The organism is Pseudomonas sp. MBLB4123 (assembly GCF_051904775.1).
Lineage (GTDB): Bacteria > Pseudomonadota > Gammaproteobacteria > Pseudomonadales > Pseudomonadaceae > Aquipseudomonas > Aquipseudomonas benzenivorans_B.
In genome coordinates, this window is record NZ_CP196711.1 from 2,421,506 (window position 1) to 2,437,491 (window position 15,986).

The following is a 15,986-nucleotide window of genomic DNA, read 5'->3' on the forward strand; positions in this document are numbered from 1 at the left end:
CGCCTGACGGCGCGCGCCATGGGCAGCGCAAGAAGCCGGAGTCCACCATGTCACTCAGCGTTTTCGATCTGTTCAAAATCGGCATCGGCCCCTCCAGCTCGCACACCGTCGGGCCGATGCGGGCCGCCGTGCGCTTCGTCGAGGGCCTGCGCCGCGACGAGCTGCTGGCCAACACCGAGTCGGTCAAGGTCGAGCTGTACGGCTCGCTCGGCGCCACCGGCAAGGGCCACGGCAGCGACAAGGCCGTGCTGCTCGGCCTCGAGGGCGACCAGCCCGATACCATCGACACCAGCACCATCGACGCCCGCCTGGCGGCCATGCGCAAGGCCGGCGAGCTCAAGCTGCTCGGCGAGAAGCCCATCCGCTTCGTCGAGAAAGAACACCTGGCGATGATTCGCAAACCCCTGCCCTATCACCCCAACGGCATGATCTTCCGCGCCTTCGACGCCGCCGGCCTGCAGATCCGCTCGCGCGAGTACTACTCGGTGGGTGGCGGCTTCGTGGTCGACGAGGAGGCCGCCGGTGCCGACCGCATCGTCGAGGACCGCACGCCCCTGACCTACCCCTTCACCACCGCCAAGCAGCTGCTGGAGCAGTGCGCCGCGCACAACCTGTCGATCAGCCAGGTGATGCTGGCCAACGAGTCCGCCTGGCGCACGGAAGCGGAAACCCGCGCCGGCCTGCTGAAGATCTGGCAGGTGATGCAGGACTGCGTCGAGGCCGGCTGCCAGAACGAGGGCATCATGCCCGGCGGGCTCAAGGTCAAGCGTCGCGCCGCCGCGCTGCACCGCCAGCTGTGCAAGCACCCGGAAGCGGCCCTGCGCGATTCGCTGAGCGTGCTCGACTGGGTCAACCTCTACGCCCTGGCGGTCAACGAGGAGAACGCCAGCGGCGGCCGCGTGGTGACCGCGCCGACCAACGGCGCGGCCGGCATAGTCCCGGCGGTGCTGCACTACTACATGCGCTTCATCCCCGGTGCCAACGAGGACGGCGTGGTGCGCTTCCTGCTCACCGCCGCGGCGATCGGCATCCTGTACAAGGAGAACGCCTCGATCTCCGGCGCCGAGGTCGGCTGCCAGGGCGAGGTCGGCGTGGCCTGTTCGATGGCCGCCGGCGCCCTGTGCGAAGTGCTCGGCGGCAGCGTGGCCCAGGTGGAGAACGCCGCCGAGATCGGCATGGAACACAACCTCGGCCTGACCTGCGACCCGATCGGCGGCCTGGTCCAGGTGCCCTGCATCGAGCGCAACGCCATGGGCTCGGTCAAGGCGATCAACGCCGCCCGCATGGCCCTGCGCGGCGACGGCCAGCACTACGTGTCGCTGGACAAGGTGATCCGCACCATGCGCCAGACCGGCGCCGACATGAAGAGCAAGTACAAGGAAACCGCCCGCGGCGGCCTGGCGGTCAACATCATCGAATGCTGACGAGCGGCGGGCGCCGCGCGCGCCTGCCCTACCCGACCCACCCATAGACCACAACAAGGTGCGCCCGGCGCACCCTACTGGAGACTCCGCATGACCAGCGAAAACCTGGCGAAAACCCCGCTGCACGCCCTGCACCTGGAACTCGGCGCCCGCATGGTGCCCTTCGCCGGCTACGACATGCCGGTGCAGTACCCCCTCGGCGTGATGAAGGAACACCTGCACTGCCGCGATGCGGCCGGCCTGTTCGACGTCTCCCACATGGGCCAGATCGTCCTGCGCGGCGCCGATGCCGCCCAGGCCCTGGAAACCCTGGTGCCGGTGGACATCATCGACCTGCCGGTGGGCATGCAGCGCTATGCCATGTTCACCGATGAAAATGGTGGCATCCTCGACGACCTGATGGTCGCCCGGCTTGCCGACGACTGCCTGTTCCTGGTGGTCAACGCCGCCTGCAAGGACCAGGACCTGGCCCACCTGCGCCGCCAGATCGGCGAGCGCTGCGAGATCGAAAGCCTGTTCGAGTCGCGCGCCCTGCTGGCCCTGCAGGGGCCGAAGGCCGCGGAAGTACTGGCACGCCTGGCGCCTGAAGTGGCGCAGATGACCTTTATGCAGTTCGCCAGCGTGCGCCTGCTCGGCGTCGACTGCTTCGTCAGCCGCTCCGGCTACACCGGCGAAGACGGCTACGAGATCTCCATGCCCAACGAACACGCCGAGACCCTGGCGCGCAGCCTGCTGGCCGAGCCGGAGGTCGCGGCCATCGGCCTCGGCGCGCGCGACTCGCTGCGCCTGGAAGCCGGCCTGTGCCTGTACGGCCACGACATGAGCACCAGCACCACGCCGATCGAGGCCAGCCTGCTGTGGGCCATGTCCAAGCCCCGCCGCGCCGACGGCGCGCGGGCCGGCGGCTTCCCCGGCGCCGAGCGGATCTTCGCCCAGCAGCAGAGCGGCGTGGCCAGCAAGCGCGTCGGCCTGCTGCCCCAGGAGCGGGTGCCGGTGCGTGAAGGCGCGGAAATCGTCGACGCCGAGGGCAATGTGATCGGCGCCGTCACCAGCGGCGGCTTCGGCCCGACCCTCGGTGCACCGGTGGCCATGGGCTACGTGCAGAGCAGCCACGTGGCGGTGGACAGCGAAGTCTGGGCGATGGTGCGCGGCAAGCGCGTGGCCATGAAAGTGTCCAAGACGCCGTTCGTGCCGCAGCGCTACTACCGCGGCTGAGCCGACCCGGGGCGGCGCCTGGCCTGCCCCTCCACCTGAACCCTTGCCGGTGCGATGCACCGGCTCTCAGTGGAAACCGAACATGAGCACTGTTGTGGACAGCGCCGGCAAGCCGGCCAAGGTCGAGGCGGGCGTCAAGCTGCGCGGCGCCGAGAAGGTGGCGCGCATTCCGGTGAAGATCATTCCCACCGAGCAACTGCCGCGCAAGCCCGACTGGATACGGGTGGGGATCGCCGCATCGCCCGAGGTGGCGCGGATCAAGCAGCTGCTGCGCAAGCACAAGCTGCACAGCGTCTGCGAAGAGGCCAGCTGCCCGAACCTGGGCGAGTGCTTCTCCGGCGGCACCGCCACCTTCATGATCATGGGCGACATCTGCACCCGCCGTTGCCCCTTCTGCGACGTCGGCCACGGTCGGCCCAAGCCGTTGGATGCGGACGAGCCGAAGAACCTGGCGGTGGCCATCGCCGACCTGCGCCTGAAGTACGTGGTGATCACCTCGGTGGACCGCGACGACCTGCGCGACGGCGGCGCCCAGCACTTCGCCGACTGCCTGCGGGAGATCCGCGCGCTGAGCCCGGCCATCCAGCTGGAGACCCTGGTGCCGGACTACCGCGGGCGCATGGACGTGGCCCTGGCGATCACCGCGACCGAGCCGCCGGATGTGTTCAACCACAACCTGGAAACCGTGCCGCGCCTGTACAAGGCGGCGCGCCCCGGCTCGGACTTCGAGTGGTCGCTGGACCTGCTGCAGCAATTCAAGCAACGGGTGCCGCAGGTGCCGACCAAGTCCGGGCTGATGCTCGGCCTGGGCGAGACCGACGAGGAGGTGATCGAGGTGATGCAGCGCATGCGCGAGCACGACATCGACATGCTGACCCTCGGCCAGTACCTGCAGCCCTCGCGCAGTCATCTGCCGGTGCAGCGCTTCGTCCACCCGGACAGCTTCGCCTGGTTCGCCGAACAGGGCGCCCGGATGGGCTTCACGAACGTCGCCGCCGGTCCCCTGGTGCGTTCCTCCTACCACGCCGACCAGCAGGCCCACGGCGAGAAGATCGCCTGAACGGCTCGGCAGTCGATAAGAAGGCGACCCTCGGGTCGCCTTTTTTCTGCCGCTCAGCGCAGCTGGTCGACCATCCCCGCCACCACACCGAGCACCTTCTCGGCCAGCTGCTTGGAGCGCGCGCCGTTCCAGCCGGTCTGCGGCACGGGCCGGTCGTCGTGGTCCTTGAACGGCATCTCCAGGGTGAAGGACAGGCAATCGAACTCCTGGCCCACGGCGTTGCAGGCCAGGGTCAGGTTGGCCTGGCCCGGCGCATCGAGCGGGTAGCCGCGGGCGGTCTGGTATTCGGCGCCACTGGCCAGCAGGCGGCGCCTGAACTCCGCCTCCAGGGCCGCCAGGCGCGGGCTGTAACCGGGGTTGCCCGCGCAACCGACGGTGAACACCTGGGGGATTTCCTCGTCGCCGTGAATGTCGAGGAACAGGTCGACGCCGACCCGGCGCATCTGCTGCTGGACGAAGTACACCTCGGGCGTCTCCCTGGCATCGGCCGACTGCCAGGCGCGGTTGAGGTCCTGGCCGGCGGCGTTGGTGCGCAGATGGCCGCGGCAGGCGCCGTCGGGGTTCATGTTCGGCACCAGGTAGAGATCGGCCTGCTGCAGCAGGGCATCCAGCTCGGCGTCATCGCGCTGCAGGCGCTCGATCAGCCCCTCCATAAACCATTCGGCCATGTGCTCGCCGGGGTGCTGCTGGGCGATGATCCAGAGCTTGCGCGGCGCCTGTCGGTTGCGGCTGACCCGCAATAGCTGAATGGCGCGGCCCTCGACGCTCTGGCCGCAGGCGAAGAGCTCCGTGCCGGCCCGCTCCAGGGCCTGGGCGATCAGCCCGTCGTGCCGAGCCCGGCTGTAGGGCTCGAAGTAGGCGAACCAGACCTGCGCCTCGCGCGGCTCCAGCTCGAACTGCAGCGCGCCGTCCTCGAAGCGGCTGGGCACACGGAACCAGTCGCGCTGGTCGTAGGAGGCGACGGCGTGGTAACCGCTCCAGGCCTGGTTATAGGCCGACTCGCCGGCGTTGCTCAGGCTGAAACCATAGCGCTGGCCGGGTAGCAGGCCCTCGACCTTGAAGTGAAACCATTGGAAGTGGTGGCTGTTGAGGTCCGGACGTATGGCCAACAGCACTCGCTGCGGGTTGCCGGCATCGAGCACCTCGATGTTGCCGCTGTCGAAGTCGGAGCTGATCTGCATGGCCACCTCAGGCACGAACTGTTGACCGAAGGTCGCGAGGATCGCAGTTCCAGCCCGACGTGGAAATGCCCGAGGCGACAAATAACCCCGTATGGGCGGGCAGAGACCGCCACGCCCCGTCGGCACCGGCCACGGGGCTGCTCGCCACTATTGCCTCAGGCGGCGACCTCTTCGGCCCGGCCCGGCCATGCGTACCCGACCGTCATCGGTATCGGTTCTCAGCAGCTAGCCCAGGGGCCCACGCGGTCTCATGCCAGGCTCTGCTGCGCCTGAAGTTGGCGACCACTATGGATCGTTGATCGTTCATGTCGTTTCCTGACTGCGCCAGTACGGGCTGCCGACTGGGCCATTTCGGCCCGGCCGGCCATCTTCCCGATGGGGTGCGCTACGCCCTACTCGTCGAGCAGGCGCGGGCGCAGTTGCTCCAACTGCACATGGCCCATGAAGCCGCCGTTGCCGTTGGCCGGCTCGCCCTGCTCCAGCGCCGTGGCGAAACGCACCGCCGGGTCGGCCGCCAGCCGAGCCAGGTAATGCGCCAGGTGTGGATAGTCCTGCTGCAGGTCGAACAGCTGGTGATACTCGGCCCAACGCGCGACACCGGCCAGGTAGGCATCGGCCAGGCTGCGCTCATCGCCGAGCAACCAGGGACGATCGCTCAGCAACTGGTTCAGGTAGGCGCAGGCATCGGCGACTTTCTCCTGCCCCAGGGCCCGCAGCACGGCGCGCGCCTCGTCGTTCAACTCGTCCTTCTCGTAGGCGATCCAGAGCGGGTTGAAGGCCGAGAAAAAGTCGGTCACCAGATAGGCGAGCATCTGGTTGAGACGATCGAACTCCGCTGTGCCCTGGCGCGGCCCCAACGGCGAGTGCGGCGCGCGGGCCGCCAGGTGCAGGAGGATGGCCAGGCTCTCGCTCAGCGCCTCGCCGTTTTCCAGCAGCAGCGCCGGTGTCTGGTACAGCGGGTTGATCCGGCCGAACAGGCGGTCCCAGGGTTGTTCGAGCATCTCGATGCGGCACAGCTGGTAAGGCTCGCCCAACCATTCCAGGGCAACGATCGAACCGAACGAACAACCTTGGGGTACGCCATAGAAGAGTACGGGTTGCATGACTTGGCTCCTTCACGTGATATTCGAGGGGTGCCGGAACCTCTGTGGCCCCGGCAGGAGCACAGGCTAAGGGCTAAATAGGCTATATTCCGCCCTAATAAATTCGGCACGCGCAAATAATTTCATGGGCAACCCCACCACCCGTGTCCTGGCCCTGCTGGAACTGTTGCAGAGCCAGGGGCAGATCAGCGGTCGCGAGCTGGCGCAACGCCTGGACGTCGACGGCCGCACCCTGCGCCGCTACATCAGCAGCCTGGAGGAACTGGGCATCCCGCTGAGCAGCGAGCGTGGCCGGCACGGCGGCTACCGCCTGGTCGCCGGCTTCAAGCTGCCGCCGATGATGTTCACCCCCGAGGAAGCCCAGGCTATCGCCCTCGGCCTGCTGGCCGCCGGTAATCTGGGCCTGGTGGAAACCGCGCCGGCGGTGGCCAGCGCCCAGGCCAAGCTGCACCGGGTGATGCCGGCGAACCTGCAGCAACGGGTGCGCGCCCTGAGCGAAAGCACCACCCTGGAGCTGCCACGCAGCCGGGCGACCAGCGACAGCCGCCTGCTGCCGGCCCTGGCCGACGCGACCCAGGCCAGGCAGCGGGTGTTGCTGAGTTACCGCTCGCAACAGGGTACGGTCAGCCAGCGCGAAGTCGATCCCTATGGCCTGGTCTACCGTTGGGGCCTGTGGTACATGAGCGGCCTGTGCCACCTGCGCCAGGGCCTGCGCTCGTTCCGCCTGGACCGGATTCAGGCACTCCAGGCGCTGGCGCAACACTTCGTGCGGCCGGTCGACTTCGACGCCGCCGGCCATCTGAACGCCAGCATCGCCAACCTGCCGCGCGCCTTTCCGGTCGAGGTGCAGCTGTACACCGACCTGCACAGCGCCACGCTCGAACTGGGCGGCAGCGTCGGCATGCTGGTGCCGAACCCGGACGGCGTGCACCTGAGCAGCCGCACCGACAGCCTGAGCTGGTTCGCCCGTCAGCTGGCGGACCTGTCCTTCGACTTCGAGATCCAGCAACCGCCGGCGCTACGCGCGGCCCTGCGCGAACAAGCCCAGCGCCTGCTGCGGCTGACGCTCTAGCTGTGATCTCTCAGTAGGTTGTTCATCCGGGGCATTCCCGGAATTCTGGAAGTGCGACCAACCAAGCCTTCCAGGAGCCCCGGATGAACCTGCATAAACATGCCCGTCTTACCCCTCGCGGTCGAGCCCTTTTGGTTCAGCGCATTCAGCGCGGCCTGCGGGTCGAGGAAGCGGCCCAGGCCGCCGGTGTGAGCGTGCGAACCGCCTACAAATGGCTGCAGCGCTTTCGCGAGGAAGGCGAGGCCGGCTTGAAGGATCGCTCGTCACGTCCGCAGCACTGTCCCCATGCAACGCCCGATGCGCTAGTGGAGCGAGTGATCGAGCAGCGTCGTGCCCGTCATACCTATCAGCAGATAGCGATCCAATTGGGCTTGGCTGTCAGCACTGTGGCTCGCCGTCTGCAACGGCTCGGCTTGAATCGGCTGGCCGAACTGGAACCGGCGCCACCTGTGGTGCGCTACCAATACCCGACGCCTGGTGATCTGCTGCACCTGGATATCAAGAAGCTGGGACGCTTCAGAAAGCCAGGCCACCGGGTCACCGGTGACCGCCAGCAAAACTCCAGCGGTGCGGGCTGGGAGTTCGTCCATGTGGCCATCGACGATGCCAGTAGTATCGCTTTCAGTAGTTTGCATCCTGATGAGCGTGGCCGCAGTGCGTGTCAGGCTTTAATTCAAGCGCTGCGTTACTACCGTAGCCTGGGCATTCACTTCACCCGCATCATGACCGACAACGGCAGCTGTTATGGCTCACGCAAGTTCCGGCGCCTGGTCAGACGATTGGGGCTGCGCCACCTGCGCACCAAACCTTATACGCCACGCACCAACGGCAAGGCCGAGCGCTTCATCCAGACCAGCCTGCGCGAGTGGGCCTATGCCCGTAGCTACGAAAGTTCAGCACAGCGAGCACAGCACCTGATGCCCTGGCTGCATCACTACAATTGGCACCGCCCACATGCCAGCCTCGGGTACAACCCGCCCATCAGCCGCGCGCCACTTCCACTGAACAACGTACTGGGTTTACACATCTAGCAGGCCGTTGAAAACGTAGGCTAGGCAGGCAAGACAAGGCAAAAACAGCCGAAAAAACGGAGTTTACGTGCTGTAAATGAGCATTGTGAGACGCCGCGTCCCGGGCCGTTTTTAACGCAGCATTGCCAACGTAGGTAGTCTTTCAACGGCCTGCTAACCGGTTCACGGCACGCCCGCCACCTCCGCCTCGGCCTTGAGCTGCGCCAGGCCCTGCTCGAAGTCGCCGCCGACCATCTTGTCCATGTCCATCACCAAGTGCATGGCCTTGCTCATGAAGTTATTGCGTCCGTTCATGCGCCAGGTCACGCGGGTGCTCTCGCCCTCGGGAACGAAGCTGAACAGCACGTCGTTGGTGGCCTGGAAGGGCTTGAGGAACACCAGCTGGATGCGGATCGACTCGCTCGGCCGACTTTCGACTATGGTCGTGCTGCCTTCGCCGACCTCCTTGTTGCCGGCCCAGCGGTAGACCGCGCCGACGCCGGCACTCGGCCCCTCGTAGGACTTCTGCATGGCCGGATCACGCTTGGCCCAGGGCGACCAACGCTCCCAGTTGTGGAAGTCGTTGACCTGGGCGAAAACCACCTCCGGTGGCGCCGCCACGCTGACCGAGCGCTCGACGCTAAAGCCATCCGGCTGCCGGGCCACCAGCGTCAGCAACAGGGCGAGGAGCAAAGCGAGGGTAATAAGGGCGTAGCCGAGCATGCTGGTTGTTCTCCTGCTCATGAAGGTTCCTCAGCGGCCGCGAGCGCGGCCTGCGGATGTTAATGACGCCCCGCGGCCGGGGCGCGGATAGCGCTCAAGGTTTGAGATCGAACAGCGCCTTGCCGCTCTCCATGTCGAACGGCGCGGAAAAGTGCTCGTGCACGATCAGCCAGCGGCCGTCGCGCTTCTGGTAGCCCTGGCTCACGCGCATCCAGGACGCCTGCTCCTGGCCCTTGTCGTCGCTGCCGCCGCAGTGGCACAGGTAGAAACCCAGGGCCAGGTCGTCACCGACCAGAAGGGTCGGCTCGAAGACCTCGAAGACGCCCGGCCCCGCACACATCTCCATGCAGGCCTGCCAGTGCGCGCCGTAGACCTCGCGCCCCTTGAACTGCAGCTGGAGGATGGCGTCGTAGGCGACGACGTCCGTTGCATAGTGACCGACGATGCGGGCGACGTCCTTGGCCTGTACGGCCTGCACCCAGCTGTCCAGCAGAGACTGGACCTGGCTGCGCGGGTCTTGTAGACGGTTTGCGGTGCTCATGGTGGTGCTCCTCTGTAATGGTCGTCGAATGGCGCGCGTAGCGGGCGCCGGGTCAGCCGGCCGGTGCTACATCCAGTTGACGCACCGGCCGCACCTCGACCGAGCCGACCCGGGCGGCGGGAATATTCCCGGCGATCTGGATGGCCTCGTTGAGGTCGCGGGCCTCGATCAGGTAGAAGCCGGCGAGCTGCTCCTTGGTCTCGGCGAAGGGGCCGTCGGTGATCGCCAGCTGGCCGCCGCGCATGCGCACCGTGGTGGCCGTGTGCACCGGCTGCAGGGCCTCGGCGGCGAGCATGCGGCCGCTCTGCTGCACCGTCTCGGCGTAGGCGAAACATTCCTCGTCGCGCGGGCTGTCGGGCGAGTCGTGCAGCGCGCGCTCGTCGCTGTAGACCAGGCACAGGTATTTCATGGCGTTCTCCCTCTCGGTTGTTTTCGCGGTGGCTATCGATAGTCGTCTGCCGGCGCACGGATTCGACATCGGCAGTAAAATAATTTCCGGCCCAAACTTGAGGGCCTTTTTCAGGCGCCCGGCGCACCGGCGGCGCAAGGCCCGCGGAGTTGCCGGACAATCAAAGACCTTCGCCCTGTTCGCAACATGAAAGTCGCACCGTCGCGTTAGAGACGCCCTCCGAATATGTGACCCACTAGTCACACCCCACACTTCGCGCGACTTCTTCACGCCCTTCCTAATATTCACTCGCACGACCATGAAGAAAATCCGTGACAGCGTGCATGCCCTGTTCTTAACTAGGGTTCAATCGACGCTAGACTTTTAACGGGTGTTCGCCATAATTACTGCCGCGCGGGCCTAACCGGCCGTAAAAAGAAGCGACTTAAACAGATAAGTGTTTGTTTTAATTAGAATTAAAATAATAAATTACAAACAGAAACATCTACCGACAACCAAACAGCGGCTCAGGCCGCAACGAACGCGGTGACCGTAGCAGCGAGGCAGGCAGCCTTGCGTTGTCACCTTAAAAGTTCCAGACCATGGGTAACCACGTGACGAAAGACGAACTGCGCGCCGAACTCGAGCGCCAGGCGCAGCGTTACAAGGATGTATACGGCGGGGAAGTCACCACCTACGCCGCTCAACCGGACCCCGAGCGCAAACCCTGGCGTAAGAAGGCCAATCTTCTCGATCAAGCATTCGAGAAAGAACTGGAAAAGATCGAAAAAGAGTTGCACGACAAAGCCGACAAGCCTGACGACTGACGGCGCCGCCTTACTCTTAGCCGATGAATCGGTAGCAAACCGCGCCTCCCGGTCCTCGCCCCGGGAAGCGCGGTCATTCGCTCAGCGGCGCTTGCCGCCCAGCAACGAACCCATCAGCCCCCGCACCAGCTGCCGACCTATCTGGTTGGCGACCTGGCGCACTGCGCTCTTCATGGCCTGGCTGGCCAGGCCGCCGAGCAGATCGCCCGCCCTACTGCCGATGCCGGCGGCCGGCGCCCCGGCGGTAGAGGCTCCGGCCTTGGCCTGCGCGGCCTCGGCACTGGCGGCTGCGGCGCGCGCACTGAGCAGTTCGTAGGCGGATTCGCGGTCGACGGCCTGGTCATAACGGCCGGCCAGGGACGAGTGGCGCACCAGGGCCGCGCGCTCGGCCTCGCTCAGCGGCCCGATCCGCGACTGCGGCGGCGCAATGGCCACCCGCCGGACCATGGCCGGGGTGCCCTTGTCCTCCAGGGTGCCGACCAGGGCCTCGCCGATGCCCAGTTCGGTCAGCAGGCTCAGGGTGTCGAACGCCGGGTTGGGCCGGAAACCATCGGCTACCGCGCGCAGGGCCTTCTGTTCCCGGGCGGTGAAGGCGCGCAGGCCATGCTGGATGCGCAGGCCGAGCTGGGCCAGCACGTCGTCCGGCAGGTCGCCGGGCGACTGGGTGACGAAGTACACCCCGACGCCTTTCGAGCGGATCAGCCGCACCACCTGCTCCAGACGCTCCTGCAAGGCCTTGGGGGTATCGGCGAAGAGCAGGTGCGCCTCGTCGAAGAACAGCGCCAACACCGGCTGGTCGGCATCGCCGCGCTCGGGCAGCTGTTCGAACAGCTCGGCCAGCAGCCACAGCAGGAAGGTCGCATAGACCTTGGGCGCCTCATGCACCAGGCGGCTGGCATCGAGCAGGTGAATGCGCCCACGACCGTCGCGGTCCGGATGCAGCAGGTCTTCCAGCTGCAGGGCCGGCTCGCCGAACAGCGCCTCGCCCCCTTGCTGCTCCAGGCTCGCCAGGCGCCGCAGCAGGGCCTGCGCCGAGGCTTGGGTGAACAGCGCGCCGTCATCGCCGAGCACCTGCGGGTGCGCCTTGAGGTGCGCGAGCAGCGCCTTCAGGTCCTTCAGGTCGAGCAGCAGCAGGCCCTCGCGATCGGCCACCTTGAAGGCGGCATAAAGCGCCGCCTGCTGGCTGTCGCTGAGCTCGAGCAAGGCCCCGAGCAGCAGCGGCCCCATCTCGCTGAGGGTGGTGCGCAACGGATGGCCGCTGCGGCCATGCACGTCCCACAGCGTCAGCGGGTAGGCCTGCGGCCGGTGGGCCAGCCACGGCATGCTGGCGATGCGCTCGGCCACCTTGCCCTGGGGCGCTCCGGCCGCGCCCAGGCCACAGAGATCGCCCTTCACATCGGCGGCGAACACCGCCACGCCGGCATCGCTGAAACCCTCGATCAGGCGCTGCAGGGTGACCGTCTTGCCGGTGCCGGTGGCCCCCGCCACCAGGCCGTGCCGATTGGCCAGGCGCAGGGGCTGGCCTACGGGCTGACCGCCCTGGTCGGCGCCGAAAACGAACTGGTCTGATACAGACATCTTGCTGTCTCCTGGACTAAAGATTTGCCCGAGCGATACCGACATAATCGGCACGTCCAGTGCCCCCGGCACTCGACTCCCGCCTCTGCGTGCCCCGCCAGCCAGCCAAGACTGGTAGCCGACCATAACGGACAGCATAAGCCATGACCAACCATCTGAAGTTCAGCCACAAGATCCTGCTCGCCGCCTCGTTGGTGGTGATCGCCGCCTTCTCGTTATTCACCCTGTACAACGATTACCTGCAGCGCCAGGCCATCCGCGCCAATCTGGAGAACTACCTCCACGAGATGGGTGAGGTGACCGCCGGGACCATCCAGAACTGGCTGTCCGGACGCATCCTGCTGGTCGAGAACGCCGCCCAGTCGATCGCCCGCGACGCCTCCTCCGACAATGTCGCCGGCCTGCTGGAGCAGCGCGCGCTGGCCTCGACCTTCGCCTTCACCTACCTGGGCGGCGAAGACGGCGCCTTCACCATGCGCCCCGACGAGCAGATGCCCGACGGCTACGACCCCCGCACGCGCCCCTGGTACAAGGACGCCGTAGCCGCCGGCGGCACCACCCTCACCGAGCCCTATGTGGACGCCGCCACCGGCGGGCTGATCATCACCATCGCCACCCCGGCCAAGCCGGCGGGCGTGGTCGGCGGCGACCTGAGCCTGGCCACCCTGGTCGACATCATCAATTCGCTGGACTTCGACGGCATGGGCTACGCCTTCCTGGTCAGCGCCGACGGCAAGATCCTCGTCCATCCGGACAAGGGCCTGGTGATGAAGAACCTCAAGGACGTGTTCCCGCAGAACACCCCGCGCATCGGCCGCGACTTCGGCGAAGTCGAGGTGGACGGCCAGACCCGCATCCTCACCTTCGCCCCGATCGAGGGCCTGCCCTCGGTCACCTGGTACCTCGGCCTGTCCATCGACAAGGCCAAGGCCTACGCGCTGCTCAGCGAGTTCCGCGCCTCCGCCCTGGTCGCCACCCTGACCGCGGTGGTGCTCATCATCCTGTTGCTGAGCATGCTGATCCGCGTGCTGATGCAGCCGCTGCACCTGATGGGCAAGGCCATGCAGGACATCGCCCAGGGCGAGGGCGACCTGACCAAGCGCCTGGCGATCCAGTCCAACGACGAGTTCGGCGAACTGGCCAAGGCCTTCAACCGCTTCGTCGAGCGCATTCATGCCTCGATCCGTGAGGTCTCCTCCGCCACGCTGCAGGTCAACGAGGTGGCCCAGCTGGTACTGGGCGCCTCCAACTCCTCGCTGCACAACAGCGACGAGCAGGCCAGCCGCACCAACAGCGTGGCCGCGGCGATCAACCAGCTCGGCGCCGCCGCCCAGGAAATCGCCCGTAACGCCGCCGACGCCTCGACCCAGGCGTCCGAAGCCCGCGGCCAGGCCGAAGACGGCCGGCAGGTGGTGGAGCAGACCATCCGTGCGATGAACGATCTGTCCGGCAAGATCAGCGGCGCCTGCAGCCATATCGAGACGCTGAACAGCAAGACGGTGAACATCGGCCAGATTCTCGAGGTGATCAAGAGCATCTCCCAACAGACCAACCTGCTGGCGCTCAACGCCGCCATCGAAGCGGCGCGGGCCGGCGAGGCGGGCCGCGGTTTTGCCGTGGTCGCCGACGAGGTACGCAACCTGGCGCACCGCACCCAGGAGTCGGCCCAGGAAATCGAACAGATGATCGAGGAGCTGCAGGTCGGCTCCCGCGAGTCGGTCACCACCATGACCGAGAGCCAGCGCTACAGCGAGGAAAGCGTGGAAATCGCCAACCAGGCCGGCGAACGCCTGAGCAGCGTGACCCAGCGCATCGGCGAGATCGACGGCATGAACCAGTCGGTGGCCACCGCCACCGAGGAACAGACCTCGGTGATCGAGTCGCTGAACATGGACATCATCGAGATCAACACCCTCAACCAGGAAGGCGTGGAAAACCTCCAGGCCACCCTGCGCGCCTGCGGCGACCTGGAGCAGCAGGCCACCCGCCTCAAGCAGCTGGTGGGCAGCTTCCGCATCTAGATTTCTGCGGCGTGGCAAGCGACGGGGCGCTCAATGAGCGCCCCGTTTCAGTCCGCCTGCGACCTCTTCGCGCGGGCCTGCCCGTCCTGCAGCTGTTGCCACAACGCGGCAGCATCCGAGAAGTCGCAGCCGCTGGCATCCTCCAGGGCCCCGGGGTCATAGCGCCGTACACAACCCTCGCCGAGCGTAGGTGGCGGCCTGGAAGTAGCGCGCTCGAGCGGGTCCTTCATCCTGTCATCCTCTGTAGTCGACGCCCAACTCGCCGTACGTGGTTCCCAACTACGGCTGACGCCGACCAGGCACGCACTCGGCCAACGGTTTCAGCTGGCGGCCTTGCCCTGCTCGTGCTGGGCGAACTCCTTCACCGCACGCAGCACGTCGCTGCGGCTGATCTGGCCGACCAGACGTCCATTCTCGATCACCGGTATACGCCCGAGACGACCACGCAGGAAGCGTTGGGAAACCTCGATGATGTCGACTTCCGGCGAGATGGTCTCCACGTCGGTGACCATATAACCGCTGACGGTACCGCCGATGGCCTCGTAGTAGGCACCGGAGAGGATGCCACGCAGGCAATCGCCCTCCGACAGCAAGCCGATCAGATGCCCCTGGGAGTCGACCACCGGAGCGCCGGAAATGCGGTGCTCCAGGAGTCGGTTGATAGCGGTGAACAGATCGGTATCGGACCGAAAGGTCACCAGATGGCGGGTCATGTAGTCCCGCACCTTGATTGACTTGAGCATAAGCGAACTCCTGTGCCGTCTACCTAGCGGCACACGCAGCAAGCTCAGTCGAACACCACCGTCTTGTTGTCGTGCACCAGCACCCGGTCTTCCAAGTGATAGCGTAGTCCACGGGACAGCACCATCTTCTCCACATCCTTACCCAGGCGCACCATTTCCTCGACGCTGTCGCGGTGGCTCACCCGCACCACATCCTGCTCGATGATCGGCCCGGCATCCAGCTCCTCGGTGACGTAGTGAGAAGTCGCACCGATCAGCTTCACGCCCCGCAGCGACGCCTGATGATAGGGCCTGGCGCCGACGAAGGACGGCAGGAAGCTGTGATGGATATTGATCACCCGCTGGGAGAACTCGGCGCACAGTTGCGGCGGCAGAATTTGCATGTAGCGGGCCAGGACTATGACATCGGCCTCATGCGCCTTGACCAGCCGCTCCACTTCGGCAAATGCCGGCTGCTTGTCCTGCGCGTCGACCGGCACATGACAGAAGGGAATACCGTGCCACTCGACCATGCCGCGCAAATCATCGTGATTGGAAATGACGCAGGGAATATCGCAATCGAGTTCATCGCTGTGCCAGCGATGCAGCAGATCCGCCAGGCAATGGGACCCGCGGCTGGCCATCAACACCACACGTTTCTTCTGTGCCGAATCGGTAATACGCCACTCCATGGAAAACTCCCGGGCGATCGGCGCAAAGGCCTGGCGCAAGCCTTCTATATCGAATGGCAGAGAGTCGGCGCGAATCTCATGACGCATAAAGAACCAACCGCTCTGGGCGTCCGAGTGGTGACTCGCCTCGGTAATCCAGCCGTTATAGGTCGCCAGAAAGTTACTGACCTTGGACACGATACCGACACGGTCCGGGCAGGCGATGACCAGGCGAAAAGTACGCATGGAAAGACTCCAGAGTTTCGCAAAGTCGGCCTCTCTAGCCACAGTGCGGAAAAACTGCAGTAGCCCTGCAGTTGTGTCCGATACCCTGGAGTGGATAAAGCCGATTCTCCCCTGTCGAAGTCGCAGCTCAACTGCCGTACCGAGACGCCGTTCTCGAATACCGACGCCTGACCGGGCGATACATCAAACCTGGCTTACCAGCCA

15 protein-coding genes and 1 pseudogene are annotated in these 15,986 nt (G+C 65.9%); 8 read left to right on the top strand and 8 right to left on the bottom strand.

Annotated features, from left to right (window positions below; genetic code table 11):
• Window positions 1-47: 47 nt before the first annotated feature.
• The 3 genes from ACSX1C_RS11165 (at window position 48) to lipA (ending at window position 3,699) form a co-directional block, all read left to right on the top strand.
• On the top strand, window positions 48-1,424 hold the full coding sequence (locus ACSX1C_RS11165; RefSeq protein WP_439886195.1) for an L-serine ammonia-lyase: 1,377 nt from the start codon (window positions 48-50) through the stop codon (window positions 1,422-1,424).
• Between the two features lie 90 nt (window positions 1,425-1,514).
• The gene (gene gcvT / locus ACSX1C_RS11170; protein ID WP_439886196.1) at window positions 1,515-2,639 is read left to right on the top strand and encodes a glycine cleavage system aminomethyltransferase GcvT; all 1,125 of its coding nucleotides are present in this window, start codon (window positions 1,515-1,517) and stop codon (window positions 2,637-2,639) included.
• An 82-nt stretch (window positions 2,640-2,721) separates the two neighbouring features.
• Window positions 2,722-3,699 (top strand): lipoyl synthase, encoded by a 978-nt coding sequence (gene lipA, locus ACSX1C_RS11175; RefSeq protein ID WP_439886197.1) that lies wholly within the window; start codon window positions 2,722-2,724, stop codon window positions 3,697-3,699.
• A 53-nt stretch (window positions 3,700-3,752) separates the two neighbouring features.
• Here the strand turns inward: lipA and ACSX1C_RS11180 are convergent, their stop codons facing one another.
• Together ACSX1C_RS11180 and ACSX1C_RS11185 are read right to left on the bottom strand one after the other, a co-directional pair.
• Window positions 3,753-4,880 carry a M14 family metallopeptidase gene (locus ACSX1C_RS11180; protein ID WP_439886198.1) on the bottom strand — a complete coding sequence of 376 codons (1,128 nt, stop codon included), beginning with the start codon at window positions 4,878-4,880 and terminating at the stop codon, window positions 3,753-3,755.
• Window positions 4,881-5,272: 392 nt separating this feature from the next.
• On the bottom strand, window positions 5,273-5,983 hold the full coding sequence (locus ACSX1C_RS11185; RefSeq protein ID WP_439886199.1) for a glutathione S-transferase family protein: 711 nt from the start codon (window positions 5,981-5,983) through the stop codon (window positions 5,273-5,275).
• A 124-nt stretch (window positions 5,984-6,107) separates the two neighbouring features.
• Between ACSX1C_RS11185 and ACSX1C_RS11190 the strand changes: the two genes are divergently transcribed.
• Window positions 6,108-7,055 carry a helix-turn-helix transcriptional regulator gene (locus ACSX1C_RS11190; RefSeq protein WP_439886200.1) on the top strand — a complete coding sequence of 316 codons (948 nt, stop codon included), beginning with the start codon at window positions 6,108-6,110 and terminating at the stop codon, window positions 7,053-7,055.
• An 83-nt stretch (window positions 7,056-7,138) separates the two neighbouring features.
• Complete coding sequence (locus ACSX1C_RS11195; protein WP_439886201.1) at window positions 7,139-8,086, top strand: IS481 family transposase; 948 nt, start codon at window positions 7,139-7,141, stop codon at window positions 8,084-8,086.
• A 162-nt stretch (window positions 8,087-8,248) separates the two neighbouring features.
• Here the strand turns inward: ACSX1C_RS11195 and ACSX1C_RS11200 are convergent, their stop codons facing one another.
• The 3 genes from ACSX1C_RS11200 to ACSX1C_RS11210 all read right to left on the bottom strand — a co-directional run bounded on the left by ACSX1C_RS11200 (window position 8,249) and on the right by ACSX1C_RS11210 (window position 9,738).
• Entirely contained in the window at window positions 8,249-8,809 is a 561-nt protein-coding gene (locus ACSX1C_RS11200) for an SRPBCC family protein (protein WP_439886202.1), read from the bottom strand.
• Window positions 8,810-8,882: 73 nt separating this feature from the next.
• Window positions 8,883-9,329, bottom strand: coding sequence for a YybH family protein (locus ACSX1C_RS11205; RefSeq protein WP_439886203.1), 447 nt, complete (start codon window positions 9,327-9,329; stop codon window positions 8,883-8,885).
• Between the two features lie 52 nt (window positions 9,330-9,381).
• On the bottom strand, window positions 9,382-9,738 hold the full coding sequence (locus tag ACSX1C_RS11210) for a YciI family protein (RefSeq protein WP_439886204.1): 357 nt from the start codon (window positions 9,736-9,738) through the stop codon (window positions 9,382-9,384).
• Window positions 9,739-10,331: 593 nt separating this feature from the next.
• On the opposite strand from ACSX1C_RS11210, the gene ACSX1C_RS11215 reads away from it, so the two are divergent.
• Complete coding sequence (locus ACSX1C_RS11215) at window positions 10,332-10,544, top strand: hypothetical protein (protein WP_318646297.1); 213 nt, start codon at window positions 10,332-10,334, stop codon at window positions 10,542-10,544.
• Between the two features lie 81 nt (window positions 10,545-10,625).
• Here the strand turns inward: ACSX1C_RS11215 and ACSX1C_RS11220 are convergent, their stop codons facing one another.
• A complete protein-coding gene (locus ACSX1C_RS11220) occupies window positions 10,626-12,122 on the bottom strand; it encodes a helicase HerA-like domain-containing protein (RefSeq protein WP_439886205.1) in 1,497 nt (498 codons plus the stop codon).
• Window positions 12,123-12,265: 143 nt separating this feature from the next.
• Between ACSX1C_RS11220 and ACSX1C_RS11225 the strand changes: the two are divergent.
• Window positions 12,266-13,288: pseudogene (locus ACSX1C_RS11225) on the top strand (HAMP domain-containing protein); the annotation flags it as partial.
• Between the two features lie 129 nt (window positions 13,289-13,417).
• Window positions 13,418-14,143, top strand: coding sequence for a methyl-accepting chemotaxis protein (locus ACSX1C_RS11230; protein ID WP_369960366.1), 726 nt, complete (start codon window positions 13,418-13,420; stop codon window positions 14,141-14,143).
• A 320-nt stretch (window positions 14,144-14,463) separates the two neighbouring features.
• On the opposite strand, the gene ACSX1C_RS11235 is transcribed toward ACSX1C_RS11230, so the two are convergent.
• Both ACSX1C_RS11235 and purU read right to left on the bottom strand, forming a co-directional pair.
• Window positions 14,464-14,886 (bottom strand): CBS domain-containing protein, encoded by a 423-nt coding sequence (locus tag ACSX1C_RS11235; protein ID WP_318645163.1) that lies wholly within the window; start codon window positions 14,884-14,886, stop codon window positions 14,464-14,466.
• A 44-nt stretch (window positions 14,887-14,930) separates the two neighbouring features.
• Window positions 14,931-15,782: a formyltetrahydrofolate deformylase gene (gene purU / locus ACSX1C_RS11240; RefSeq protein ID WP_439886206.1), complete on the bottom strand. Its 852-nt coding sequence runs from the start codon at window positions 15,780-15,782 to the stop codon at window positions 14,931-14,933.
• Window positions 15,783-15,986: the final 204 nt, after the last annotated feature.